We start from the raw sequence: 25,327 nt of genomic DNA, 5'->3' as shown, positions 1-25,327 counted from the left end.
AATACACAACTCTAAAGATGATAACACAGTTTACCAAAAAAATAAAAGGGATAAACCGAATTATACAAAAGGTAATTCTTTTAATGGTTCGTGTTTATTAATACTGAAGATTTTGGTAAAATGGAGAGGTAAATATTTTTAATTCAAAGGAGTAATCAAATGATTGATCGTTATGCAAGACCCGAAATGCAAAAAATTTGGAACCGCCAGTCCCAATTTCAAAGTTGGCTTGACGTTGAAATAGCCGTTGTTAAAGCTTGGAATAAGGATGGAAAGGTTCCTGATCAAGATCTCGAACTAATCGAAAAGAAAGCTAAGTTTGATTTAGATCGAATTGATGAGCTTGAAAGTCAAACGCATCACGATGTAATTGCCTTTACTAGGTCCGTTTCCGAATCTTTAGGCGAAGAGCGAAAATGGATTCATTACGGATTAACCAGTACAGACGTTGTCGATACAGCGCAGTCGCTTCGACTCAAAGCTGCTAATGAAATTATTTCGGCAGATTTAGAAACACTAAAAACAACCTTGAAAGAACTATCAATCAAATATAAAGATTTAATTGCCGTTGGACGGACTCATGGAATTCATGCCGAACCAACTACAATTGGATTAAAATTTTTACGCTGGTATTCAGAAATTAATCGTAATATTGAACGTTTTAATCATGCCCGTAAAAACATCGAAGTTGGCAAGATTAGTGGGGCAGTGGGGACTTTTGCTAACATTACTCCTCAAATTGAAGAATGGGTTTGCCAAATGCTTGGAATTGGGCATCAAGAAATTTCGACTCAAATCCTCCCACGTGATTTACACACAGAATATTTGAGTGTTTTGGCCTTAATCGCCTCCCAAATTGAAGAAATTGCAACTGAAATTAGACATTTACAGCGTACAGAAGTCAATGAAATGCGAGAAGGATTTGCTAAAGGACAAAAAGGTTCATCAGCGATGCCTCATAAACGTAATCCTATTGGTTCTGAAAATGTTTCAGGACTAAGTCGAGTTGTTCGTGGAGAAATGATAACAGCGTTTGAAAATATGAATTTATGGCATGAACGAGACATTTCTCATTCGTCTGCTGAACGTGTAATTTTACCAGATTCAACAGCTTTAGTTGACTACATTCTTACACGAATGAATCGGATTTTAAATAACTTGGTAGTTAATGAAGATGAAGTTCAAAAAGACCTTGAAATGACTCATGGATTGATTTTTTCTCAACAAGTTATGTTGAAATTGATTGATAAAGGTTGGACCCGCGAGGAAGCCTACGATACAGTTCAGCCAATCGCTATGATGGTATGGAATACTGGGCAACATTTTATGGATTTACTACTTGAAAATGATAAAATTAAGTCAATTCTTGATGATGAAGAAATTCGAGCTATTTTTAACTATCAATACCATCTTAAAAACGTTGATGCAATCTACCAACGGTGTGGTATCGAAGCATAATTTAGATTAAAAGGGATGAGGAATTTTGATGAAAAAATCAAATGAAGCGTTACTTGTAATTGATTATACGAATGATTTTGTGGCATCGAATGGTGCGTTAACTACAGGAGTAGTTGGACAAAAGATTGAATCAGAGATTATCAAGTTGGCGAACCAAGAGCTACGTGAAGACGGTTGGGTGTTTTTGCCAACTGATGTACATGTAGAAGGCGATCCATATCATCCAGAAACTAAGTTATTTCCTGCACACAATCTCAAAGGAACATGGGGACGTGATTTTTACGGGCAGTTGCAGGATTGGTACGATTTAAATAAAGCTAATCAACGAGTTAAAATCCTTGATAAAACTCGTTATAGTGCTTTTACTGGAACGGACCTAGATATGCAACTAAGAGCTCGTAAAATTGATACAGTACGGCTAGTGGGGGTATGTACGGATATTTGTATCCTTCATACTGCCGTTGATGCATATAATTTAGGCTATCGAATTATTATTAATGAAAAAGGTGTGGCAACCTTTACAGAACATGGTCAAGAATGGGCACTAGAACATTTTAAGAATGCACTAGGTGCTCAGGTTGAATAGGATTAATATAAATGGGAACCGCTGAGAAAATTATTTTTTCAGGGGTTCCTTTTTATGTGGTAGTCAAAAATCAGCCTAATTTATGATAGAATGAAGTATTAAGTCGAATTAAAGCGGAGTTAATAATGAACTTTACGTTAAAAATAATTAGTAGTATTTTTTCAATCCCACCTAACTAGTCTGGGAATTGAAAAATCAAAAATTATAGAAATTATTAAATAAAAGGGGATTTTAAATATGGTAGAAGCAATTAATTTAAAAGCAGGCATGACGTTCATTAAGGATGGTAAATTGATTAAGGTTGTAGAAACTAACCATCATAAACCTGGTAAAGGTAACACAGTAATGCAAATGAAGTTATATGATGTACGAGCAGGTTCAACTGTTCAAACAACTATGCGTCCAACTGAGAAAGTTGAACAAGCTATTCTTGATACTAAAGAAGCTCAATATCTTTATCGTCAAGATGATATGGCTGTTTTCATGGATACTGAAACATACGAACAATATGAATTACCAGTATCAAGTATTGAAAGTGAATTAAAATATCTTTTGGAAAATACAATGGTTAAAATTAGTTTTTATGGTAATGAAGTAATTGGGGTTGATTTACCAACAACGGTTGAATTAAAAGTTGTTGAAACCGCACCATCAATTAAAGGAGCTACAGTTACTGGTTCAGGTAAACCAGCTACAATGGAAACTGGATTAGTAGTTAATGTTCCAGACTTTATCCAAGAAGGCGAAGTTCTAGTAATTAATACTGAAAAAGGAACTTACACAAAACGCGCGTAATTGTCTAAAAGGATTGATAGTAGGAATACTATTAATCCTTTTTTTATCGGCTTTTTTGATAGATGAATGATTCTCTTGGAGCCTAACTGTAAAAAGGAATAATAGATATTTTACCCGATTTAGAAATAAGCATCGCATATCATCAGCGGGTATGTTAGGATAAATTTGTAGTTAGCAAAAACTACGTTTAAGGGCAGTTATAAAATGATTTTACAATCAAGAAAACGAGCACTAAGTGGCGAAGCTAGAATATAAAATACTTATTGACCCCCAAAATCAATGAGTCTAACTCAAAAGCTAGCAATAGCTCAATAATATTACATTGTCCCAAAACTTAATATATTCTACTATCTTTTAATCGGGATAGTCGCCCCCTCGTTAATAAGAAACGTTTCTATTTTTAAGAAGCGTTTTTTATTTTTTTCTTGTCAAAAAGAACATATGTTCGTATAATTGAGAGCGGAGGCAGATTTAATGAATTATGATAAAGAACCCAAGGGTGTTTTTTTAATGATTGATAATAAATCTTTTTATGCCAGCGTTGAAGCAGTTATGCGCGGGCTAAATCCATTAAAAGTTGTTATGGTAGTAATTTCTGAGCAGGAAAATACCAATGGTGGACTAATTTTAGCCACATCACCGATGGCCAAAAAACTTTTTGGATTGAAAGCTAACGTCTCGCGACAAAGGGATTTACCGTGTGATCCAAGAATTATAATGGTCCCACCACGAATGAATCTATATATTAAGCGTAATCTTCAAATTAACGAAATATTTAAACAGTATGTGGCAGAAGAAGATTTATATCCATATTCCATTGATGAATCAATTTTAGATATTACTAAAACCTGGAAACTTTTTGGAGAAACTCCTGAAGAAGTTGCTAAAAAAATTCAACATAAAGTACGTAGGCAGTTAGGCTTATACACAACAATCGGTGTCGGTGAAAATCCATTGCAAGCTAAACTAGCATTGGATAATTTCGCTAAAAAATCCAATGATTTGATTGGCACAATTACATACAATACAGTAGCCCAAAAAGTATGGATGATTCCTAAGTTGACAGATGTGTGGGGAATTGGAAGACGGACGACCGAGCGTTTGCAAAAACTGGGTATTAACAATATGAATGAGTTAGCACATAGTAATCCATATTTTTTAAAACAAGAGTTTGGAATAATTGGAACTCAATTGTTTGCAACAGCGTGGGGCATTGATCGAACGATTCTAAGTGAAAGGGTAAAACCTAAAGAAAATAGTGTGGGTAATTCCCAAGTGTTACCTAGAAATTATCAGCAGCAATGTGAAATTGAAACTGTAATTAAAGAGATTAGTGAGCAGGTAGCTGCACGGTTACGACATCGGTGTCAACAATGTGGTGAGCTAACGTTAAGTATTGGATTTAGTTACCAGTCTACGATAAATAGTGGGTTTAGCCAGTCATTGAAGGTTATTCCGACTAATAGTAATGTAGAAATTTTTAAATATGCTAAGGAAATTTTCCAAAAGTACTGGAAAGGGCAACCTGTTCGTAATATAGCTATCTTTACTGCTAAATTGAGCTATCAGATTGGTGAACAATTGAATCTATTCGAACCGTTTCCGAGGATTTCCAAACATCAAACTGATCAACTGGTTGACCAGATTAGAGCTGAATATGGCTTTACCGCTTTAGTTTACGCACGTAGCTTAACTAAAGGTGGTACTGCAATCCAGCGGGCCAGCCTAGTAGGTGGACATAATGGGGGGAATGCTTATGAATAAGCAACAAGAATTAACTTTAATTAACCAGCGAATTGAAACACTGTTTAATGTTTCAAAATTTAACACTCAATTTTGGATTGTAATTGTTAATGATATCTATGATCATTCTTATAATATTTTTTTTAGTGAACAACGACGAGGGCAAAGGGAACGTTCTATTCCAATTCATACGCTTGAAAAATATACATTGATAGATCTAGAAGAGATTGTACGCGGGCTTCAGCAACGCTGGAAGTTTACTATAAAATTTATTCAATTTGAAAATCAACTTTGGCCTACTAGTCAAAAAGTTATTCAAAAAAAGAGGCGTAGAGATGAATAATAAAAATAATCAATATGATCCTCAAGTAGTTCAAAACTTTTTTGATAATGTGTATATTGATCGAGGAATGATAAAGTGGCAAGGCTTTTTTCTTTCAGATCATACTGTAGCAATTAAACGTAAGAGAAATGATAACAAAATATTTTATGAGCAAAAAATTCCACCAAGAATGAAACAAGGTGAAATCAGATTAAAAGTTGCTCGGGCATATGAAGAGCAACTATTAGTTGAAATTCAATTAAATGAATGTAACCGTGATTTACTCTTTGAAAATGCAATAAAATCGCGTATTAAAGGATTTAATGAAGATTCTGTATATTTAGGTGATGGAAAGTTTGTTAGCATTTCGATGATGCGTTCGATTAGGTTAGCGAACAATGGAAAAGGGTAAGGTGAGGATTGAATGTAAGCATTGACAAACCCCACTATAATACGTAATATATTAAACGTCTATGAACAGATAAAAAATTGAAATGAAAGAAGGAGTTCGGGTATGTCAGGACATTCAAAGTGGCATAATATTCAAGGTCGTAAAAACGCCCAAGATGCAAAGCGTGGTAAAATTTTCCAACGAATCTCTCGTGAGATTTATGTTGCAGTTAAAGCTGGGGGTCCGGACCCTTCTTCTAACCCTCAATTACGTTTAATGATGGATAAGGCACGCGCAGCCAACATGCCAAAAGACAACATCAAACGTGCCGTTGATAAGGGTAGTGGCGCAGGTGGTGCTAACTACGAAGAAATTACTTATGAAGGATATGGACCAGCTGGTACAGCTATTATCGTGTCAGCTCTTACAGATAACAAGAATCGTACTGCAGCTGCTGTTCGTTCAGCATTCACTCACCATGGTGGTTCACTAGGGGCTTCAGGTTCAGTTTCTTACATGTTTGATCGTAAGGGTTACATTGTTATTAGTCGTGAAGACCTTGATAAAAATGAAGATGATATGATGGAAGATGCAATTGATGCAGGTGCAGACGATGTACAAACATCAGAAGAGGTATTTGAAATCTATACTGATCCTAAGGAATTTGCTGCTGTTCGTGATGCTCTTGAAGCAAAGGGATACACATTGGCTAATGCTGAATTAACCATGATTCCTGAAAACGAAACAATGGTTCCAGAAGATAAAGTTAAACAATATACAGGTTTAATTGATGAACTTGAAGATAATGATGATGTTTCAGAAGTTTATGAAGCAGCTACATTACCTGAAGACGCTGAATAATAATTATTAAAGGCAAGGACAATTAAGTTCTTGCTTTTTTTATTTAATCAAGAATTTGAAAATTTAGTATGATAAAATTTACTTATATAACATATAACTGAGGTGGCGTAATGAGTAATAAAGTGGTCGTTCTTGGCAGTCTAAATGTGGATACAATTTTACAAGTTGGACGGTTTCCAGAACCAGGGGAAACATTGGCTTTAAAAGATAAGCAAATGGCCGGTGGTGGAAAAGGAGCCAATCAAGCAATTGCAGCGGCTCGTTCAGGTGCAGAAACTAGTTTTATTGGTAAAGTCGGAACCGATGCGAATGGGCAATTTATGCTTAAACAATTACTTGATAGCGGGGTTTCAACGGAATATGTGGCAACCTCCAAAGTAGCGGATACAGGTCAAGCTTTTGTAATGCTCGAAAATACCGGTGAAAATCGAATTTTAATTTATGGAGGCTCTAATGCTGAGTTAAATGAGGATGATGTCAATAAGGCAGCTGAAAAAATTCAACAAGCTGATTTTATCGTTGCTCAATTGGAAACTCCACTTGAAACAACTAAATATGCCTTCGAAATTGCTAAACAAGCTGGAATCAAAACAATTTTAAATCCTGCTCCTGCAGTTAAAAATTTACCTAAGGAATTAATTCAATTGACGGATGTTATCACGCCCAATGAAACTGAAGCTGAAATTTTAACAGGCGTTACGGTTGTGGACGATGCTTCAATGAAAGAAGCAGCTCAAAGATTACATAAAATGGGAGTCCAGACGGTCATTATTACCCTAGGTAGTAAAGGGGTTTATTATGATGATGGCGACGTGAGCGGCATTGTTCCGGCGTTTAAAGTGCATGCGATTGATACAACAGCAGCTGGAGATACGTTCCTAGGATCTTTTAGTTCGGAATTGAAGCCAGATTTAAGTAACTTAAAAGAAGCCATTATGTATGGCAATAAAGCTTCCTCGCTGGCTGTTCAAAAGATGGGTGCCCAACCATCAATTCCAACACGCAAAGAAGTTCTAAAATAAATAGTCATAACAAAAAAACATGAACCTGAATGGTTCATGTTTTTTTGTTGTCTAAATTTAGCTAATTAAAAAATAAATGTTCTGTTTTTGAGTATATATACGGTGAGGAGGACGTGAGATGAATATAACCAGTAAGCTAAATCAAATCATCCAAGAGTGTCTTGTCAATCGGGATAGTGATTTATTCATTATGCCGCGATTTGATAAATATCAATTATTATATCGAGATGCGGGAGGGTACCGAAAGTCTGCCCTGATTGATAGAGATGAAGCAGAACAAATTATGATGTATATCAAATATCGGGCTGATATGGGGATCAGTGAGCGACGAAGGCCACAAAGTGGGGCGATGACTTGGTTAAACCGCCAGGGAGAATTAGTTAATTTACGAATATCTACGGTGGGCGATTTTTTGGATCGACCTTCGATGGTAATTCGTTTTATATATGTACTAAAGCAAGATGAACATATTTTGGATAGCGAAAGTATGGAAAAAATCCAACTAGCAACTAAGCTTCGGGGATTAATGGTTTTTTCAGGTCCAATGGGCTCCGGAAAAACAACGTTGATTTACGAAGTAGCTCGTAAATTAAGTGAAACCAAGATGGTAATGTCAATTGAAGATCCGGTAGAAATTCGCGAACATAATTTTTTGCAACTGCAAGTTAATGAAAAATCGGGGATGTCGTATCAAGAATTACTGAAAAATGGTTTAAGGAATCGACCAGATGTTTTTATTATTGGCGAAATCCGAGATGGTAAAACTGCAGAAATTGCGATTCAAGCTGCGTTAAGTGGTCATTTAGTTTTAACCACCGTTCACTCTAAAAGTACCCAAGGGGTATGGAATCGAATTGTTGAATTAGGTGTACGAGAAGAGCACTTAAAAGAAGCCTTAACGGCAGTTATCTATCAAAGAATGATTCCTGCTAAGGTTGGTGATTTAAAAATTATGGCAGAAATTAAATCATTCCATCCGGCCCTGAAAGGAACAAAGAAGAAGTGGAGAGAACGACTAGAGGAGTGGAAGGAAAGTGGCCAAATTACTAAAGAAGTATTTGAAGATTTCCAATACGGATAGAATCCAATTAAATGATCAAGCGTTTATTTTTTCAACTATGGTTGATTTAATGAAAATGGGCGTTTCGATTCGCAAGAGTGTGGAACTTGTTCGAATTATGCGTCCAGCGATTGCTAAACCCATGGAAAAGGTGATTAATCAGTTGCAGCGTGGTAAATCATTTTCAACAGCTTTTGGTCCGTATGTAAGTACTAATATCTATTATCAATTAGAAATTGCCGATCAACACGGCGGATTAGAGCAAACCTTGGAAACCATCGCTAAAATTTTTACTAGTCAAAGTCAGCAACGTAAGAAGTTAAAGTCGTTAATTCAATATCCCGTTTTTTTAATGGCATTCTTGGGAATAATGATGCTAGGGATGCGAATTTATATTATGCCTGAACTGGCTAATTGGAATACGGGGACAGCAAGTGTTCAAAGTCAAGTGATTAAATTGGTAATAATTGGTATGTTATTTGGAATTATAGTAGGAATATTATATTTATGGTTAAAATTTAAAAAGAAAAGTATGGCTAATCAAGTCGCTTTACTATGTAGAATACCAATCTTTGGCCAGTTGTATCAAACATATTGTCATTACTACTTAACAGCAAATTTATCATTTTTTATTAGTAGCGGTATGTCAATGGGAAGTGTTTGTAAGTATTTAACCCTTTTAGATTCCCAGTCTTTACTTCATCAAATTGGCCGACGGGTCGAAAAAAGCATGGCTAGTGGTCAAGATATTAGTTCGGTAATAAAGAAATCGGTTTATTTACCAATTGAGCTAGACTTATTGCTGCGTAAAGGGAGTAAAAAAGAAACATTATCAAAAGAAGTGCATGCATTATCAATGATTAAATACAAAACTTTGATTCAAAAAATTGAACGAATGATTTTAATTGTCCAGCCAATCTTGTTTGGCATAATCGGAATTGTCATTGTTTTGATGTACATGAATCTTTTAATGCCAATGTATAACTCAATGAAGGAAGTGTCAAAATGAAAGCGAAAATAAAAAAAGGTTTTACTTTGATTGAAATGACCATCGTCTTATTTATTATTTCATTATTAATTTTAATTATTCTACCCAATGTCACTAGTCAAAAGAAAAATGCTAGACATATCCAAGGGGATGCGATGACGCAAGTGGTTCAAACTCAAGTAGATTTGTACGAAAATGAATACAACGAGTTGCCTAAGTCCTTAGATGAATTACAGGACAAAGGTTACTTATCTGATAAACAAGTTCAACAGGCTAATCGAAATGGCATTAAGATTAATGATGGACATGCAGTCGGAAGCTAAAGTTAGCTGTTATTTGAAAAAAGCATTTTCACTATTAGAGACGATGATCGTTCTCTTAATAACAAGTGGAACGATCTTAATGGGTTATGGTGGTTTTAAAGGAGCTCAGAGCGCCAATAATGAAAAAATATTTTTTAGAAGATTTGAAATGAGTTGGAAGGATACACAACGTCTAACAGCTTATGATGGATACAAAGCTACGGTAACTTTTCAGAAGAATTTGCATGAGGTAATTTTTTTGTGTTATCGGAATGGTCATAAAATTTCAAAACATCTGGAGTTACCTGAAGGATTGGAGCCGGTTTATGATCGAACCATTAATATTGGCAAAAATGGAACGGTCACACCAATCAATGTGATGCTAGAATCCAATGGAAAAATTAAATATAAGTTATCAGCACAAATGGGTTGGGGAGTTTATGAAATTACCGAAAAATAAACAAGGAACACTGTTATACGAAGGAATCGTTAGTTTATTTTTATTAGGAGGCTTTGGCACAGTTATATTGAATTCATGGCATATGTGGAACGATAAAATAAATAGAGAACAGATTGAACTAAGTTATGAGCGGACAATATTAAATGAAATTAGACAAAAGTTATAAAAAGAGTGGTTTTACATTAATGGAAGCTGTATTAGCAATGATGATAATGTTTTTAATTGTTAATTTAGCAGTACTTTTAATTAAAAGTGCTCAAAATAAGGCTCAACAAAATTTTAATATGAAGATTACAGAGGTGGTCCAAGACTTGGAGTCACCAAAGCATGCTTTTGAATTGGTTGAAGTTAGAAGTGACCAATTAACTCTATATTCCAAAACTGAAGAGAAACGTTATTATCTAGGAAGTTATGTCAATCATGATATGTTGAGATATACACCTGGACATATGCCACTAGTTTTGGGTGTGCAACACGTATTTTTTAAAAAAGAAAGAAATTTAATCCAAATTAAATTAGTTTCAAATGGAAAGAAGAGTATCTCATATGTATATATCCCGCCTCAAAAAAAGCGGTAGTGCAATGATTACGGCGTTATTTGTTTTATCTTTTTTATCTGGAATTAGTCTCTTGATTGGTGAGCAAGCGCGGCAAGTAATACTGAGGTTAAAAGATGAACAACAAATAACCAAGACTAAGATTCTAGCAAATAAGTTTGTGTTAGAGAATAGAAAACAAAAAATAAGGTTTTTAGATGATCCGAAATATGGAACTGTTAAAATAAATGATGATAATAACTTGACTATAAAAGTCCTAAAAGGTAATACTGTAAAGGTTGAATTTAATGAAAGTGGCTATTAGTGAAGAGGAGTTTATAAATGAATACAGAAACTATTAAAAAGATTTATAAAACATTCGAGAAATCAATTGAAATTTTAAAAGAGGAATTGGACGTTGATTTTCTAGATGCATTTATTGAAACAGGTGACAATCTAATTTCTGGTCAAATTCATGTTGAAGACGGGAAGCCTAGCGAAGCAATTATTGGCGAATTAAAAAAAATATATGAAGGTTTTAAGTACAATGATTATAGCCCGGAAGAATTACGAAAAGCTATCCAATTGGTTATGATTCGTGCTAACAAAGAAGAACGAATTCAAGCAAATCATCAATTTACACCGGAAGCAGTTGGAATGCTTTTTAACTACATTATTGAAAATTTAAAAGTTGATTCAAATCAATTAACAATTTTTGATCCCGCTGTAGGTACAGGTAATCTACTATCAACAATTTTAAATTATTTTCAAACTAAACGAATTAATTTTAAAGGAATTGGTGTAGATAATGATGATACGATGCTTTCGATTGCTAGCATGTCATTTACTTTTGAAAGACTAGAGGTGGAGCTCTTCCATCAAGACAGTATTGATGATTTATTTGTAAAGAATGTTGATATTGCGGTATCTGATTTGCCGGTTGGCTATTATCCTATTGACGAACGGACTAAGGGCTTTGAAACGAGAAGCAAGGAGGGACATTCTTTTGTACACCATTTATTAATTGAGCAATCAATGAAGACTATCCGACCGGGAGGGTATGGGGTTTTCCTAGTTCCAAGTAATTTATTTCAAACTCAAGAGGCTAAAAAATTATTATCATTTTTCCACGAAAAAGTTTATTTGCAAGCAATTTTGAATCTGCCTACCAAAATGTTTAAAGATGAACAGGCGCAGAAGTCAATTCTCATTTTGCAAAAGGTTGGAGCTAGTGCTAAACAGGCAGAACAAGTTTTATTAGGAGAATTCCCAGAATTCAATAATCAAGAAAAAATGCTTGATTTCTTACAAGATTTTAAGAAATGGGCTCAAAAGAACTTATTTTAGGTTTTACTAATTAAAAAGTTTTATGTATCATTAGACTATTAAAAGTCTAATGATTTTTTAATTTTTGAAACATTTCTGGGGGGAATTGATTATGGAAGAAAATGGTAATAATGAGCTGGCTCGGAATTTAAAGAGCAGGCACGTTCAGTTAATTGCGATTGGAGGAACGATTGGAACGGGGCTTTTCCTTGGGGCAGGAAGTTCTATTCATTTAGCAGGACCGTCAATTCTATTAGCATATATTGTAACTGGATTGGTTTGTTTTTGGCTCATGCGAGCGTTAGGTGAACTACTGTTATCAGATTTAGAATCAACTTCATTTGTAACTTTTGTAACTAAATATTTAGGAAAAAAAGTAGGATTTGTCACGGGATGGACGTATTGGGTTTGCTGGATAACGATTGCAATGGCTGAGATTACGGCAACCGGAATGTACGTTAGGTATTGGTTTCCAAGTGTGCCACAATGGATTCCAGGATTTATTATCCTTATTTTATTAATCGGGCTAAACTTGATCACGGTTGAGGCTTTTGGAGAGACTGAATTTTGGTTTTCAATTATTAAAATTATTGCAATAGTGGCTTTGATTGCCATTGGTTTTATTATGGTACTTTTACACTCTAAAACAAACGTAGGACATGCCGACCTTACTAATTTAATACATTTTGGCGGTATTTTTCCGCAAGGATTGAAAGGCTTTATCCTTTCTTTTCAAATGGTTTTATTCGCATTTGTTGGTATTGAGATGGTAGGGATGACAGCCGCTGAGACTAGAGATCCTAAAAGTGTAATCCCTAAGGCTATTAATGAAATACCAGTGCGAATTGGTATCTTTTATGTTGGCGCGCTATTTTTCTTAATGGCAATCTATCCTTGGAATGAAATTAATCCCAATGGAAGCCCTTTTGTACAAGTCTTTAAGAATATCGGTATCCCAGGAGCAGGTGGAATCATTAACTTTGTGGTCCTAACGGCAGCGGCTTCAGCATGTAATAGTTCACTGTTCACAACTGGACGAATGCTATTCTCATTAACCTATGGAAGTTCAAACAAACTAGGTAAACGACTAGGTACCTTGTCTAAAAGTCAAGTGCCCAAAAATGCGATTTTGTTATCATCGCTAGTGATTGCAGTAGCAGTCATTTTAAATATCTTGATGCCAGAAGGAGTATTTACACTAATTTCTAGTATTGCGACAACCTGTTTCTTGTTTATCTGGGGAACGATTGTCTTAGCTCATTTGAAATATAAAAAAGGTCAAAAGCAGGCTAAAAAAGAATTCAGTATGCCATTTTTCCCAATTAGTAATTATATTGTATTAACTTTCCTAAGTTTCGTGGGCGTTGTATTATTATTGCAAAAGGAAACAGCGATTGCTTTAATTGGATCATTAATTTGGTTCGGTGTAATGTTTACGGTAGCGAAAATTAAGGGAAAAGGGGAGCTAATGGATTGAAATTTTTCACCTCGGATACACACTTTTTTCATAAAGAATTGTTAAAAGATAAAGACTTTGCTCCACGCGATTTTGACAATATCGAAGATATGCATGCAGCAATCATTAAAAATTGGAATGATCGAGTGACCGATCGGGATACGGTGTATCACTTAGGGGATGTGGCTTTGAATTTTGTGAGACCTGAAAAAAGGGCTAACGAACAAATATTCAGATTATTGAATTCTTTAAATGGTCACATTGTTTTAATTAAAGGGAACCATGACGCACGAAGTTTATTCAAATATCTTCAAGCTAATAATTATTTGTTAAATGGACAATCTAAATTTCAATTTCATGATGTGGGTACTATCATTAAGATGAATCATCGCCAATTAATAATGAGTCATTATCCGATAATGTTAGGAATTGTAAAACAGGTAATTAATTTACATGGTCATATCCACCATTACAGCGTAAATATTAAGGAAAATATTAATGTGGGTGTGGATACTCCTGAAAAAGATTATTTAGATTATGCGATTCCATTTGGAGCGCCATTTTCAGAATCTGACATAGAACAAATCATCAATGGTAAGAAAATTGATTTTCAAAAAAGGAAGTAGGCGTTGACCTTTCTTCTTTTTTTATTTAGGATAAGTTTTATATTGATGAGTGGAGAATTTAGATGAGTAAGAAAACAAATGAAGAATTATCTGAAATGAGAAGACCGGTCATTAATAAGGTTAACCGTGTTAGTGATGATGAAATTCTAATCAATGACCATGAATATCGGCTAGAAGTGAACTATCGAGAAGCTTTTGATGAAGAGTTACTTGCAGAACGGTTTGTAGGATTATTTAGTAGGTATGATTTTTTGGTAGGAGATATAGGTTCAGGACAGCTAAGATTGAAGGGGTTTTATGCTGATGATATGTTAGCACCTAGTGAAATGAAGATTAGCAGAGTTCAAGATTACCTAAATGAGTATTGTGGCTTTGGTTGCCCATATTTTATCTTACGGAACATGCAAATTAATGAACGAGCTAAAAATAAGTGGTTGAGAGAGCAAAAGAAACTTACCCCTAGAAAGAAAAACAGTAAGGGGCGTCAACCTAAAAAGACTAAAAAGAGTCGTAAACCAGTATCAAAGAGAAATAACGAGGTTGTGGGGACCGGTAAGAAGAAACGACAAAAAACATTTACAATCAGGGAGAAGAAATAGATGAAGATTAATAGTTACGGCGGATATTTAATTGATTTAGATGGAACCATTTATCGGGGAAAAGAAAAAATTCCTGCAGCTAAACGCTTTATTGAACGATTGCAAGAACATAATATTCCATTCCTTTTTTTAACTAACAATACAACCAAAACACCAGAAGATGTGGCTAAGAACTTAAGGGACAATCATGATATCAAAGCAGAAGCATCCAATGTATACACGGCCGCTTTGGCTACGGCAGACTATTTGGATGGTATCGCTGATCAAAAACATCGAAAAGTTTATATTATTGGTGAATTAGGACTTAAGCGAGCTATTTTATCAAAAGGTTTTGAGATGGACGAAGATAATCCCGATTATGTTGTTGCTGGGTTAGACTATGACGTTACATATCACAAGTTTGAAATTGCCACGTTAGCGATTAAAAAGGGCGCTAAGTTTATTGGTACGAATGCTGATACCAATTTACCAAATGAACGAGGATTAGTACCTGGTGCGGGTTCTGTGATTGCTTTATTGGAACGTTCTACGCAACAACAAGCCCTATATATAGGTAAACCTGAAACCATTATTATGGAAAAAGCTTTAGCAGTGACTGGATTATCTAAGGATCAAGTAGTTATGGTAGGAGATAATTACATGACCGACATTTCCGCTGGTATTAATTTTGGGATTGATACTTTGCTTGTCTATACGGGAGTTTCAACTAAAGAGCTCGTTGCAAAACAAGACATTAAACCTACTCATGAAGTTGATAGTTTTGATGAATGGCAATAGGATTTTGGAAAAGATTATTATATAGCTTGCTATTGGATATAGCAGGATTAAGTAGTGCTATTTTTCTGACAATTAATTCTATTTTTTTGTTTAGGTTCACTATCAATGCGCATCTAACTAAACTGGTAGGGATGTCTACAAATAAAATTATGGTTAATTATTACCAATTGATTGCATATCTAGAGCTTCCATGGGTCCATAGATTAAAACTCGATGATTTTCCCTTTTCTGAACATGGTTTAGTTCATATGGCGGAAGTGAAAAATTTATTTATGCTAAATACGATTGTAATGGTATTTTCTATTTGTATGGTAATAATTCTATATCGTTATATTGCTAAAAATAAGAAGTGGTGGGAATTAATTGGCGGATTACAAAACTCGATGATATTGGTCCCTTTAGTAGTCATTTTTATAAGCTTAGATTTTGACCATTGGTTTGTTCTCTTTCATCAGGCATTTTTTAATAACAATTATTGGATTTTTAATCCCGTTACAGACCCAATTATTAATGTTTTAACAGATAACTTTTTTACAATTTGTTTTGTTTTCTTGTTCGGTTTATTGGAGTTATATTTAGCCATTTCATTTTGGGTAGTAAAAAAGCAGGTCAACTAGACCTGCTTTTTTATTTTTGATTTGGCAAAGGAAACAATAGCTGGAATTAGGGAAACCACAATGATTCCGATTACTACGAGTGAGAAATGCTCTTTTACAAATGCGATGTTACCAAAGAAATATCCAGCACTACAGCAAATTGCAACCCAAGCTACATTTCCAATAATATTGTAACGGATGAAATCTTTATAAGGCATATTAGAACCAGCAGCAACAAATGGAGCGAAAGTTCGAATGATTGGCATGAAACGTGCTAAAGTAATTGAGATGTTACCGTGTTTTTCGAAAAAGTGCTCAGCCTCAGCCATTTTTTCATCACTAATGAATTTACCAAAGAAACGGTGTTTTCTTAATGCCATACCAACGTGTCTACCTAGATAAAAGTTTAAGGAATCTCCTAATAAAGCGGCTAGGCAGAAAAGCCCGACAAAAATCCAAACGTGTAGTCCGTATTCAGGTTTTGCGGAAAGGGCGGTAGCTGCGAATAAAAGTGAGTCGCCAGGCAGGAAGGGGAGAATTACAGCCCCAGTTTCAATAAAAATAATTGCAAAAAGGAGTAAATAGGTTAAATCTCCGAAACTATTTACAATGGTTACTAAGTGAGAATCAATGTGTAAAACAAAATCAATGAGAACTTGCAAAATATCATTCCTTTCAAATTATGAACGTATCTTATATATTATTACATATTCTAAAGAGTATTTTGTATTTAAAAGAATATTACCGTAAAATTAAGTATTGGAGGTTTTAATTATGTATAGATTAGGAGAAATTGTTTCAACTACGATAGTTGGAATTAAGCCGTATGGCGTGTTCGTGTTGGATCGTAATGGACGAAAAGGCTTAATTCATGTTTCAGAATGCGATGACGGATATATAAAGAATCTGAGAAACACTTTTTCAATTGGTGAAAAAATAAAAGCAATCGTAATGGAGGATGATGGTGATAAAAAGTTTTCGTTATCAATTCGTTCTTTAAAGGAAACTAAAGGAGATTTACACCAATATCCTAAGCCAAGCAACTTATATGTTGGACATAAGAAATATTGGACCAAAGCCCATTATATTAGTGGTTTTAAACCCTTAGAAATCGCCATGGAACAATGGAAAAAAGAGAAATTAAATTAATTTCATAAAATTACTTGACGTTAGGTGTGAAAACTTGGTATTATATTTGAGCGGCATTGATAAGGCGCACATCGATAATTAAAAAACTTGTTAAATGATTTTAAAAAAAGTTGTTGACAGTGATTGTTCTCGATGGTATAGTTAAATAGTTGTCAAAAGCGCTAACAACGTTGATATGACAACGATAGTAGACCTTTGAAAACTGAACAAAATTTTGACAATCAATAGTGTAGGGTCTTACAAATCGCAAGATTATGTAAGAAAACATTATGCGAAGTCAATTCGCAAAACAAACAATTAATGAGCTTGAAAAAGACTCATCATTTAATATGAGAGTTTGATCTTGGCTCAGGATGAACGCTGGCGGCGTGCCTAATACATGCAAGTCGAACGAACTTCCGTTAATTGATTATGACGTACTTGTACTGATTGAGATTTTAACACGAAGTGAGTGGCGAACGGGTGAGTAACACGTGGGTAACCTGCCCAGAAGTAGGGGATAACACCTGGAAACAGATGCTAATACCGTATAACAAAGAAAACCGCATGGTTTTCTTTTAAAAGATGGCTCTGCTATCACTTCTGGATGGACCCGCGGCGTATTAGCTAGTTGGTGAGGTAAAGGCTCACCAAGGCAGTGATACGTAGCCGACCTGAGAGGGTAATCGGCCACATTGGGACTGAGACACGGCCCAGACTCCTACGGGAGGCAGCAGTAGGGAATCTTCCACAATGGACGCAAGTCTGATGGAGCAACGCCGCGTGAGTGAAGAAGGGTTTCGGCTCGTAAAGCTCTGTTGTTAAAGAAGAACGTGGGTAAGAGTAACTGTTTACCCAGTGACGGTATTTAACCAGAAAGCCACGGCTAACTACGTGCCAGCAGCCGCGGTAATACGTAGGTGGCAAGCGTTATCCGGATTTATTGGGCGTAAAGCGAGCGCAGGCGGTCTTTTAAGTCTAATGTGAAAGCCTTCGGCTCAACCGAAGAAGTGCATTGGAAACTGGGAGACTTGAGTGCAGAAGAGGACAGTGGAACTCCATGTGTAGCGGTGAAATGCGTAGATATATGGAAGAACACCAGTGGCGAAGGCGGCTGTCTGGTCTGCAACTGACGCTGAGGCTCGAAAGCATGGGTAGCGAACAGGATTAGATACCCTGGTAGTCCATGCCGTAAACGATGATTACTAAGTGTTGGAGGGTTTCCGCCCTTCAGTGCTGCAGCTAACGCATTAAGTAATCCGCCTGGGGAGTACGACCGCAAGGTTGAAACTCAAAAGAATTGACGGGGGCCCGCACAAGCGGTGGAGCATGTGGTTTAATTCGAAGCTACGCGAAGAACCTTACCAGGTCTTGACATCTTCTGACAGTCTAAGAGATTAGAGGTTCCCTTCGGGGACAGAATGACAGGTGGTGCATGGTTGTCGTCAGCTCGTGTCGTGAGATGTTGGGTTAAGTCCCGCAACGAGCGCAACCCTTATTACTAGTTGCCAGCATTAAGTTGGGCACTCTAGTGAGACTGCCGGTGACAAACCGGAGGAAGGTGGGGACGACGTCAAATCATCATGCCCCTTATGACCTGGGCTACACACGTGCTACAATGGATGGTACAACGAGTCGCGAGACCGCGAGGTTAAGCTAATCTCTTAAAACCATTCTCAGTTCGGACTGTAGGCTGCAACTCGCCTACACGAAGTCGGAATCGCTAGTAATCGCGGATCAGCATGCCGCGGTGAATACGTTCCCGGGCCTTGTACACACCGCCCGTCACACCATGAGAGTTTGTAACACCCAAAGCCGGTGGGGTAACCTTTTAGGAGCTAGCCGTCTAAGGTGGGACAGATGATTAGGGTGAAGTCGTAACAAGGTAGCCGTAGGAGAACCTGCGGCTGGATCACCTCCTTTCTAAGGAATAAACGGAAACCCACACTATGTCAAAGTTTTGTTTAGTTTTGAGAGGTTTACTCTCAATTTTGTTCTTTGAAAACTGAATAATATCTATAATTTTCTAATTTTAATTGTTAATCATAATTAAACCGAGAGAAAACCGCGTAATTTAAAGAGTTATAAAACAAGATTAGTTCAAAGATTAATCGCTAAACTCAATTAATCACTTTACCGTAGGTAAAGATAGGTTAAGTTAGGAAGGGCGCATGGTGAATGCCTTGGTACTAGGAGCCGATGAAGGACGGGACTAACACCGATATGCCTCGGGGAGCTGTAAGTAAGCTTTGATCCGGGGATTTCCGAATGGGGCAACCCAATAGTTTTAATCGACTATTATCCGCATCTGAATACATAGGATGTGTGAAGGTAAACGTGGGGAACTGAAACATCTCAGTACCCGCAGGAACAGAAAGAAAATTCGATTCCCTGAGTAGCGGCGAGCGAAACGGGAAGAGCCCAAACCAGGAAGCTTGCTTCCTGGGGTTGTAGGACTGAACATTTGAGTTACCAAAGAACTTGATAGCTGAAGAATCTGGGAAGATTCGCCAGAGAGGGTGATAGCCCCGTAAGTTAAATCAAGTTCTCTCAGTTCAGGATCCTGAGTACGGCGGAGCACGTGAAATTCCGTCGGAATCCGGGAGGACCATCTCCCAAGGCTAAATACTACCTAGTGACCGATAGTGAACCAGTACCGTGAGGGAAAGGTGAAAAGCACCCCGGAAGGGGAGTGAAATAGTTCCTGAAACCATGTGCCTACAAGAAGTCAGAGCCCGTTAATGGGTAATGGCGTGCCTTTTGTAGAATGAACCGGCGAGTTACGTTCGTATGCCAGGTTAAGTTGAAGAGACGGAGCCGAAGCGAAAGCGAGTCTGAATAGGGCGATATAAGTATGCGGATGTAGACCCGAAACCAAGTGACCTACCCATGTCCAGGTTGAAGGTGCAGTAAAATGCACTGGAGGACCGAACTCGTGTACGTTGAAAAGTGCTGAGATGAGGTGTGGGTAGCGGTGAAATTCCAAACGAACTTGGAGATAGCTGGTTCTCTCCGAAATAGCTTTAGGGCTAGCCTCGGAATTAGGATCGTGGAGGTAGAGCCACTGTTTGGACTAGGGGCCCATCAAGGGTTACCGAATTCAGATAAACTCCGAATGCCATCGATTTATGTCCGGGAGTCAGACGGTGAGTGATAAGATCCATCGTCGAAAGGGGAACAGCCCAGACCACCAGTTAAGGTCCCTAAATATATGTTAAGTGGAAAAGGATGTGGAGTTGCATAGACAACTAGGATGTTGGCTCAGAAGCAGCCACCATTTAAAGAGTGCGTAATAGCTCACTAGTCGAGTGATTCTGCGCCGAAAATGTACCGGGGCTTAAACATATTACCGAGACTGTGGATGCCACCATTAGGTGGCGTGATAGGAGAGCGTTCTAAGGGCAATGAAGGCAGACCGTGAGGACTGTTGGAGCGCTTAGAAGTGAGAATGCCGGTATGAGTAGCGAAAGATAGGTGAGAATCCTATCCACCGTATGACTAAGGTTTCCTGGGGAAGGCTCGTCCTCCCAGGGTTAGTCGGGACCTAAGCCGAGGCCGAGAGGCGTAGGCGATGGATAACAGGTTGATATTCCTGTACTAGTTAAACTTGTTTGAACAATGGAGGGACGCAGTAGGCTAAGGAAAGCACCCAGCTGGAAAAGGGTGTCCAAGCAGTAAGTCTGAAGTAGAGTCAAATGCTTTACTTCTTAAGGACAAGCTGTGATGGGGAGCGAAATTTAAGTAGCGAAGTTCCTGACGTCACACTGCCGAGAAAAGCTTCTAGTTAGAGTTTAGCTACCCGTACCGCAAACCGACACAGGTAGTCGAGGAGAGTATCCTAAGGTGAGCGAGAGAACTCTCGTTAAGGAACTCGGCAAAATGACCCCGTAACTTCGGGAGAAGGGGTGCTGATCGCAAGATCAGCCGCAGTGAAAAGGCCCAGGCGACTGTTTATCAAAAACACAGGTTTCTGCAAAATCGTAAGATGACGTATAGGGGCTGACGCCTGCCCGGTGCTGGAAGGTTAAGGGAATGAGTTAGCGTAAGCGAAGCTCTGAACTGAAGCCCCAGTAAACGGCGGCCGTAACTATAACGGTCCTAAGGTAGCGAAATTCCTTGTCGGGTAAGTTCCGACCCGCACGAAAGGCGTAACGATCTGGGCACTGTCTCAACGAGAGACTCGGTGAAATTATAATACCCGTGAAGATGCGGGTTACCCGCGACAGGACGGAAAGACCCCATGGAGCTTTACTGTAACTTGATATTGAGTGTTTGTACAGCTTGTACAGGATAGGTAGGAGCCGTAGAATCCGGAACGCTAGTTTCGGAGGAGGCAATGGTGGGATACTACCCTCGTTGTATGAACCCTCTAACCCGCGCCACTAATCGTGGCGGGAGACAGTGTCTGGTGGGCAGTTTGACTGGGGCGGTCGCCTCCTAAAGAGTAACGGAGGCGCCCAAAGGTTCCCTCAGAATGGTTGGAAATCATTCGTAGAGTGTAAAGGCAGAAGGGAGCTTGACTGCGAGACAGACAGGTCGAGCAGGGACGAAAGTCGGGCTTAGTGATCCGGTGGTACCGTATGGAAGGGCCATCGCTCAACGGATAAAAGCTACCCTGGGGATAACAGGCTTATCTCCCCCAAGAGTTCACATCGACGGGGAGGTTTGGCACCTCGATGTCGGCTCATCGCATCCTGGGGCTGTAGTCGGTCCCAAGGGTTGGGCTGTTCGCCCATTAAAGCGGTACGCGAGCTGGGTTCAGAACGTCGTGAGACAGTTCGGTCCCTATCCGTCGCGGGCGTAGGAAATTTGAGAGGCGCTGTCCTTAGTACGAGAGGACCGGGATGGACACACCGCTGGTGTACCAGTTGTTCCGCCAGGAGCATCGCTGGGTAGCTATGTGTGGATGAGATAAACGCTGAAAGCATCTAAGTGTGAAACTCACCTCGAGATTAGATTTCCCATTGCCTTCGGGCAAGTAAGACCCCTGAAAGATGATCAGGTAGATAGGCTAGAAGTGGAAGTGTAGTGATACATGGAGCGGACTAGTACTAATCGGTCGAGGACTTAACCAAGTAGAAGTGGTTGAATCTCGAAGGAAAAAATAGATATTGTTCAGTTTTGAGAGAACAAAAGTTTTCTCAAGTGATAACGTAAGTTAGCACAGAGTGTGGTGACGATAGTGAGAAGGATATACCTGTTCCCATGTCGAACACAGAAGTCAAGCTTCTTAACGCCGAGAGTAGTTGGGGGATCGCCCCCTGCGAGGGTAGGACGTTGCCATGCGTTTATTCCGGCATAGCTCAGTTGGTAGAGCATCTGACTGTTAATCAGGGTGTCGACGGTTCGAGTCCGCCTGCCGGAGTTTCATTTATTTGGAGAGTTGTCCGAGATGGCCGAAGGAGCATCATTGGAAATGATGTAAACGGGTTAAAGCCTGTTTCAAGGGTTCGAATCCCTTACTCTCCGTATATATGATAAAAGTATGACCCGTTGGTCAAGTGGTTAAGACACTGCCCTTTCACGGCAGTAACATGGGTTCGAATCCCGTACGGGTCATTATTTTGGAGGATTAGCTCAGTTGGGAGAGCATCTGCCTTACAAGCAGGAGGTCACAGGTTCGAGCCCTGTATCCTCCATTCCAAAAATTTTTCTTTGGTCCTATGGTCTAGCTGGTTAGGACGCCTGCCTGTCACGCAGGAGATCACGAGTTCGAGTCTCGTTAGGACCGTTGTTACATTTATATATTTTTTGGCTCGGTAGCTCAGTCGGTAGAGCAATGGATTGAAGCTCCATGTGTCGGCAGTTCGATTCTGTCCCGCGCCATAGTGAACGTTTAGTTCACATTTAGTTTTGTTTTTACCAATGATAGGGATATAGTTTAATGGTAGAACTACGGTCTCCAAAACCGTCAGTGTGGGTTCAACTCCTACTATCCCTGCCATGATGGCGGTATTGGCGAAGTGGTTAACGCACCGGATTGTGGCTCCGGCACGCGTGGGTTCGATTCCCACATACCGCCCTTTAGGTTGATTTAAAGACCTACTTTATAATATAGCAACGCTAGATGCCGCTGTGGCGGAATTGGCAGACGCGCTGGACTCAAAATCCAGTTCCTTCACGGGAGTGTGGGTTCGACCCCCACCGGCGGCATAAATTTAGTAAGATTGTTATCGAGCTATTTCGTGTAATTTTCGTGTAATTTTTATGCGAGTAATTACACTTTTTTATTATAATGGCGGTATAGCCAAGTGGTAAGGCAGAGGTCTGCAAAACCTTCATCACCGGTTCAAATCCGGTTACCGCCTTTAATAATAATGGGTTAGTTTTAACTAACTCTTTTTTTGTACTTTAATTTAACTGTGTTAGAAATGCAGTAGAGTCTTTCTTGAAAGAAAAGCACCTATTAACGTTCAGTACTCCCTAAAAGTTAGATCAAATATCTGACTAATTGGGAAGCACTGTTGCATTAATAGGTGCTTTTTTACTTATGAAAGTTTATTTTTTAGAATTTCTTTTTTGTTCTATTAATAATTTGATACTAAAAAACATGTCTGTAAAGTCATAAGCAGCAAAGACAATTAAAATAGTACGTAAGAATGTAGAAACGTCAGCTGAGACCTTTAGATAATAAACAAAGAAAATCCCAACAATAAAGTCAAAAATAATATTTGAAATTAAAGCCTTATTGTTCTTCTTTAAGAAAATTTGAACCATTCCTTTCTATATACGTTATAACAGTATACAGTATAATAACTATAATTTCATAGTATTACGACAGTACTTTATAAGTAGTTCTAAAATAGTTATGGTTCACGTAAGGCTCCAAAGTTTTTTTCAGATCGTGTGTATCTAAAGTGACTTGATCGGACTTATTCGTACTCCAGATGGTTAGAACAGCACGATTATGTGGTTTTCCATCTAGAGGAGATAGTAAAAGTACACTTTGCAAAAAACTAGAGTCAGCATTAATGCCACTCCAATGACGCACCTTTTCATCAAAAGCTGAGAGAGAATCACCTGCTAAATCAAAAAAATCATAAATAAAAATATCACCCATATTTAAGAATGGACTTTCAAAAAGAACTCTATAACGATTAGGTGAGTAAAAAACATTTTTCTGGTCGGAAAAATCAACTAATTGAAAGCTAGTTTCTTTAGCAGAGTTTGATAATAAAGTCATCTTACGAGAAGCATATTTTTCTTTGATTTCTCTTAAAACGGGTTCACTACCGAAAGATACATTTAAATTTTTCATTACATAAGCACCTCCATCCATATTCTATTATAGTTGTTTTAAAACGAATCGAAAACCATTATAACTTTGCGTTAAAATAGATATATAAAGTAATTGGGAGGAATTAAATATGAAAATAACAGTTTTAGGATATTATGGTGGATATCCTAGCGAAAATGTGGGAACGACAGGGTACTTAGTGCAAAGTGGTAATTATAATTTATTGTTAGATGCCGGTTCAGGAACTTTATTGGAATTACAAAGGCATTTGAATCCACTTGATTTAGATGCAGTACTTTTAACACATTATCATCATGATCATACCGCTGACTTAGGGGTATTACAGTATCAATGGCAACTAAATTCCAAGAATAAAGTTGAAATTTTGCCAATATATGGGCATACAGAAGACCCACTAAATTTTGGAGCTTTAACTTGGCCAAACGCTTCTCAAGGCGTAGGTTATAATGAGAATGAAGAAATTGATTTAGGTCCTTTTACAGTTAGTTTCAAAAAGACGATTCACCCAGTTCCAGCGTTTGCAACGCGAATTGTAGAACGAGAAACTGGAAAAATTTTCACATTTACGTCTGATACAAGATATTTTGACGAATTAGTTAAATTTGCAACTAATAGTGATTTATTAGTAACAGATACCAATTTTTTGAGTAATCATACTGGAATAAAATGGCATCTAAGTACAAAAGAGACGGCAGAGTTATTTAATAAGTCTAATGCAAAGCAATTAATGATCAGCCACTTATCTCCACAGATTGATATTGACGAAATGTTAAAAGAAACAAAACAATTTTCAAAAAATAAAAACAACATTTTTGCGCCTAAAGTTGGGCTTACCATCGAAATTTAGAAAACAGTTTCATAACTTATGATTTTTGTATTCCATAAGTTTTTATTAAATTCTCTTTTTAAAATTATTTAACATAATTATTTAATGTGTAAATTTAGTGCGAAATAAACGGTCTTATTCTAAAAACCATGCCTTTGTTATATTTATTTTTTGTAAGAAAAAAGGTTAACGGAGGGGTGGACAAAAGCTA

The 25,327-nt window shown here is 37.7% G+C and carries 24 protein-coding genes, 10 tRNA genes and 3 rRNA genes; 35 read left to right on the top strand and 2 right to left on the bottom strand.

The window, feature by feature from the left end:
• Nucleotides 1-159 precede the first annotated feature (159 nt).
• From purB to PEPE_RS05930, 20 genes are all read left to right on the top strand, one after another.
• A complete protein-coding gene (gene purB, locus PEPE_RS06030) occupies nt 160-1,458 on the top strand; it encodes an adenylosuccinate lyase (protein ID WP_011673570.1) in 1,299 nt (432 codons plus the stop codon).
• A gap of 28 nt (nt 1,459-1,486) precedes the next feature.
• Entirely contained in the window at nt 1,487-2,044 is a 558-nt protein-coding gene (locus PEPE_RS06025) for a cysteine hydrolase family protein (RefSeq protein WP_011673569.1), read from the top strand.
• Between the two features lie 237 nt (nt 2,045-2,281).
• On the top strand, nt 2,282-2,839 hold the full coding sequence (efp, locus tag PEPE_RS06020) for an elongation factor P (protein WP_002834362.1): 558 nt from the start codon (nt 2,282-2,284) through the stop codon (nt 2,837-2,839).
• Nucleotides 2,840-3,313: 474 nt separating this feature from the next.
• Nucleotides 3,314-4,603 carry a Y-family DNA polymerase gene (locus PEPE_RS06015; protein WP_002834361.1) on the top strand — a complete coding sequence of 430 codons (1,290 nt, stop codon included), beginning with the start codon at nt 3,314-3,316 and terminating at the stop codon, nt 4,601-4,603.
• Complete coding sequence (locus PEPE_RS06010) at nt 4,596-4,925, top strand: hypothetical protein (RefSeq protein WP_002834360.1); 330 nt, start codon at nt 4,596-4,598, stop codon at nt 4,923-4,925. Before PEPE_RS06015 ends, PEPE_RS06010 begins: the two co-directional genes overlap by 8 nt.
• Nucleotides 4,918-5,316, top strand: a complete 399-nt coding sequence (locus PEPE_RS06005) for a hypothetical protein (protein WP_002834359.1) — start codon at nt 4,918-4,920, stop codon at nt 5,314-5,316. The genes PEPE_RS06010 and PEPE_RS06005 overlap by 8 nt, the downstream gene beginning before the upstream one ends.
• Nucleotides 5,317-5,418: 102 nt before the next feature.
• Complete coding sequence (locus PEPE_RS06000) at nt 5,419-6,156, top strand: YebC/PmpR family DNA-binding transcriptional regulator (protein ID WP_002834358.1); 738 nt, start codon at nt 5,419-5,421, stop codon at nt 6,154-6,156.
• A gap of 110 nt (nt 6,157-6,266) precedes the next feature.
• Complete coding sequence (gene rbsK / locus PEPE_RS05995; protein WP_002834357.1) at nt 6,267-7,178, top strand: ribokinase; 912 nt, start codon at nt 6,267-6,269, stop codon at nt 7,176-7,178.
• 118 nt (nt 7,179-7,296) lie between these two features.
• Complete coding sequence (gene comGA / locus PEPE_RS05990; RefSeq protein ID WP_011673568.1) at nt 7,297-8,259, top strand: competence type IV pilus ATPase ComGA; 963 nt, start codon at nt 7,297-7,299, stop codon at nt 8,257-8,259.
• Nucleotides 8,213-9,247, top strand: coding sequence for a competence type IV pilus assembly protein ComGB (comGB, locus tag PEPE_RS05985; protein ID WP_233418263.1), 1,035 nt, complete (start codon nt 8,213-8,215; stop codon nt 9,245-9,247). Before comGA ends, comGB begins: the two co-directional genes overlap by 47 nt.
• Nucleotides 9,244-9,549 (top strand): competence type IV pilus major pilin ComGC, encoded by a 306-nt coding sequence (comGC, locus tag PEPE_RS05980; RefSeq protein ID WP_002834551.1) that lies wholly within the window; start codon nt 9,244-9,246, stop codon nt 9,547-9,549. Before comGB ends, comGC begins: the two co-directional genes overlap by 4 nt.
• The gene (locus PEPE_RS05975) at nt 9,509-9,988 is read left to right on the top strand and encodes a type II secretion system protein (protein WP_229564061.1); all 480 of its coding nucleotides are present in this window, start codon (nt 9,509-9,511) and stop codon (nt 9,986-9,988) included. Before comGC ends, PEPE_RS05975 begins: the two co-directional genes overlap by 41 nt.
• 143 nt (nt 9,989-10,131) lie before the next feature.
• Nucleotides 10,132-10,566 (top strand): competence type IV pilus minor pilin ComGF, encoded by a 435-nt coding sequence (locus PEPE_RS05965; RefSeq protein ID WP_011673564.1) that lies wholly within the window; start codon nt 10,132-10,134, stop codon nt 10,564-10,566.
• Nucleotides 10,567-10,570: 4 nt separating this feature from the next.
• Nucleotides 10,571-10,849, top strand: a complete 279-nt coding sequence (locus PEPE_RS05960; protein WP_036673347.1) for a hypothetical protein — start codon at nt 10,571-10,573, stop codon at nt 10,847-10,849.
• A 17-nt stretch (nt 10,850-10,866) separates the two neighbouring features.
• Entirely contained in the window at nt 10,867-11,871 is a 1,005-nt protein-coding gene (locus tag PEPE_RS05955) for a class I SAM-dependent methyltransferase (RefSeq protein WP_011673562.1), read from the top strand.
• A 91-nt stretch (nt 11,872-11,962) separates the two neighbouring features.
• Complete coding sequence (locus tag PEPE_RS05950; RefSeq protein ID WP_011673561.1) at nt 11,963-13,327, top strand: amino acid permease; 1,365 nt, start codon at nt 11,963-11,965, stop codon at nt 13,325-13,327.
• The gene (locus PEPE_RS05945) at nt 13,324-13,932 is read left to right on the top strand and encodes a metallophosphoesterase (protein ID WP_011673560.1); all 609 of its coding nucleotides are present in this window, start codon (nt 13,324-13,326) and stop codon (nt 13,930-13,932) included. Before PEPE_RS05950 ends, PEPE_RS05945 begins: the two co-directional genes overlap by 4 nt.
• A gap of 62 nt (nt 13,933-13,994) precedes the next feature.
• On the top strand, nt 13,995-14,531 hold the full coding sequence (locus PEPE_RS05940) for a YutD family protein (RefSeq protein ID WP_011673559.1): 537 nt from the start codon (nt 13,995-13,997) through the stop codon (nt 14,529-14,531).
• Nucleotides 14,532-15,308: a TIGR01457 family HAD-type hydrolase gene (locus tag PEPE_RS05935; RefSeq protein WP_002834541.1), complete on the top strand. Its 777-nt coding sequence runs from the start codon at nt 14,532-14,534 to the stop codon at nt 15,306-15,308. It abuts the gene before it with no gap.
• Nucleotides 15,299-15,925: a TIGR01906 family membrane protein gene (locus tag PEPE_RS05930; protein WP_011673558.1), complete on the top strand. Its 627-nt coding sequence runs from the start codon at nt 15,299-15,301 to the stop codon at nt 15,923-15,925. The genes PEPE_RS05935 and PEPE_RS05930 overlap by 10 nt, the downstream gene beginning before the upstream one ends.
• On the opposite strand, the gene PEPE_RS05925 is transcribed toward PEPE_RS05930, so the two are convergent.
• On the bottom strand, nt 15,922-16,566 hold the full coding sequence (locus tag PEPE_RS05925) for a VTT domain-containing protein (protein ID WP_002834539.1): 645 nt from the start codon (nt 16,564-16,566) through the stop codon (nt 15,922-15,924). The two genes, PEPE_RS05930 and PEPE_RS05925, sit on opposite strands and share 4 nt — an antisense overlap.
• 112 nt (nt 16,567-16,678) lie before the next feature.
• Here PEPE_RS05925 and PEPE_RS05920 point away from each other — a divergent pair, with 112 nt between their 5' ends.
• The 14 genes from PEPE_RS05920 (at nt 16,679) to PEPE_RS05855 (ending at nt 23,340) form a co-directional block, all read left to right on the top strand.
• Nucleotides 16,679-17,053, top strand: a complete 375-nt coding sequence (locus tag PEPE_RS05920) for a S1 RNA-binding domain-containing protein (protein WP_002834538.1) — start codon at nt 16,679-16,681, stop codon at nt 17,051-17,053.
• A 325-nt stretch (nt 17,054-17,378) separates the two neighbouring features.
• A 16S ribosomal RNA gene (locus PEPE_RS05915) occupies nt 17,379-18,955 on the top strand.
• Nucleotides 18,956-19,183: 228 nt separating this feature from the next.
• Nucleotides 19,184-22,107 (top strand): 23S ribosomal RNA (locus tag PEPE_RS05910).
• A gap of 94 nt (nt 22,108-22,201) precedes the next feature.
• Nucleotides 22,202-22,318 (top strand): 5S ribosomal RNA (gene rrf, locus PEPE_RS05905).
• The 16S, 23S and 5S rRNA genes sit together here with 10 tRNA genes alongside, the layout of an rRNA operon.
• A gap of 6 nt (nt 22,319-22,324) precedes the next feature.
• Nucleotides 22,325-22,397 (top strand) — tRNA-Asn (locus tag PEPE_RS05900).
• A 12-nt stretch (nt 22,398-22,409) separates the two neighbouring features.
• Nucleotides 22,410-22,501: transfer RNA gene (locus PEPE_RS05895), tRNA-Ser, on the top strand.
• An 18-nt stretch (nt 22,502-22,519) separates the two neighbouring features.
• A tRNA-Glu gene (locus PEPE_RS05890) sits at nt 22,520-22,591 on the top strand.
• A gap of 7 nt (nt 22,592-22,598) precedes the next feature.
• A tRNA-Val gene (locus tag PEPE_RS05885) sits at nt 22,599-22,671 on the top strand.
• A gap of 18 nt (nt 22,672-22,689) precedes the next feature.
• Nucleotides 22,690-22,763 (top strand) — tRNA-Asp (locus PEPE_RS05880).
• 22 nt (nt 22,764-22,785) lie between these two features.
• Nucleotides 22,786-22,858, top strand: a tRNA-Phe gene (locus PEPE_RS05875).
• Between the two features lie 44 nt (nt 22,859-22,902).
• Nucleotides 22,903-22,976, top strand: a tRNA-Trp gene (locus PEPE_RS05870).
• Between the two features lie 5 nt (nt 22,977-22,981).
• Nucleotides 22,982-23,054 (top strand) — tRNA-His (locus tag PEPE_RS05865).
• Nucleotides 23,055-23,101: 47 nt separating this feature from the next.
• A tRNA-Leu gene (locus PEPE_RS05860) sits at nt 23,102-23,185 on the top strand.
• An 84-nt stretch (nt 23,186-23,269) separates the two neighbouring features.
• Nucleotides 23,270-23,340: transfer RNA gene (locus PEPE_RS05855), tRNA-Cys, on the top strand.
• A gap of 464 nt (nt 23,341-23,804) precedes the next feature.
• On the opposite strand, the gene PEPE_RS05845 is transcribed toward PEPE_RS05855, so the two are convergent.
• On the bottom strand, nt 23,805-24,290 hold the full coding sequence (locus PEPE_RS05845) for a hypothetical protein (protein ID WP_011673557.1): 486 nt from the start codon (nt 24,288-24,290) through the stop codon (nt 23,805-23,807).
• Between the two features lie 109 nt (nt 24,291-24,399).
• Here PEPE_RS05845 and PEPE_RS05840 point away from each other — a divergent pair, with 109 nt between their 5' ends.
• Entirely contained in the window at nt 24,400-25,137 is a 738-nt protein-coding gene (locus PEPE_RS05840) for an MBL fold metallo-hydrolase (RefSeq protein WP_011673556.1), read from the top strand.
• The last annotated feature ends 190 nt before the right edge of the window (nt 25,138-25,327 follow it).

Source organism: Pediococcus pentosaceus ATCC 25745, from assembly GCF_000014505.1.
In the GTDB taxonomy this organism is placed as follows: Bacteria; Bacillota; Bacilli; order Lactobacillales; family Lactobacillaceae; genus Pediococcus; species Pediococcus pentosaceus.
This window is presented reverse-complemented; position numbering and strand designations above follow the sequence as displayed.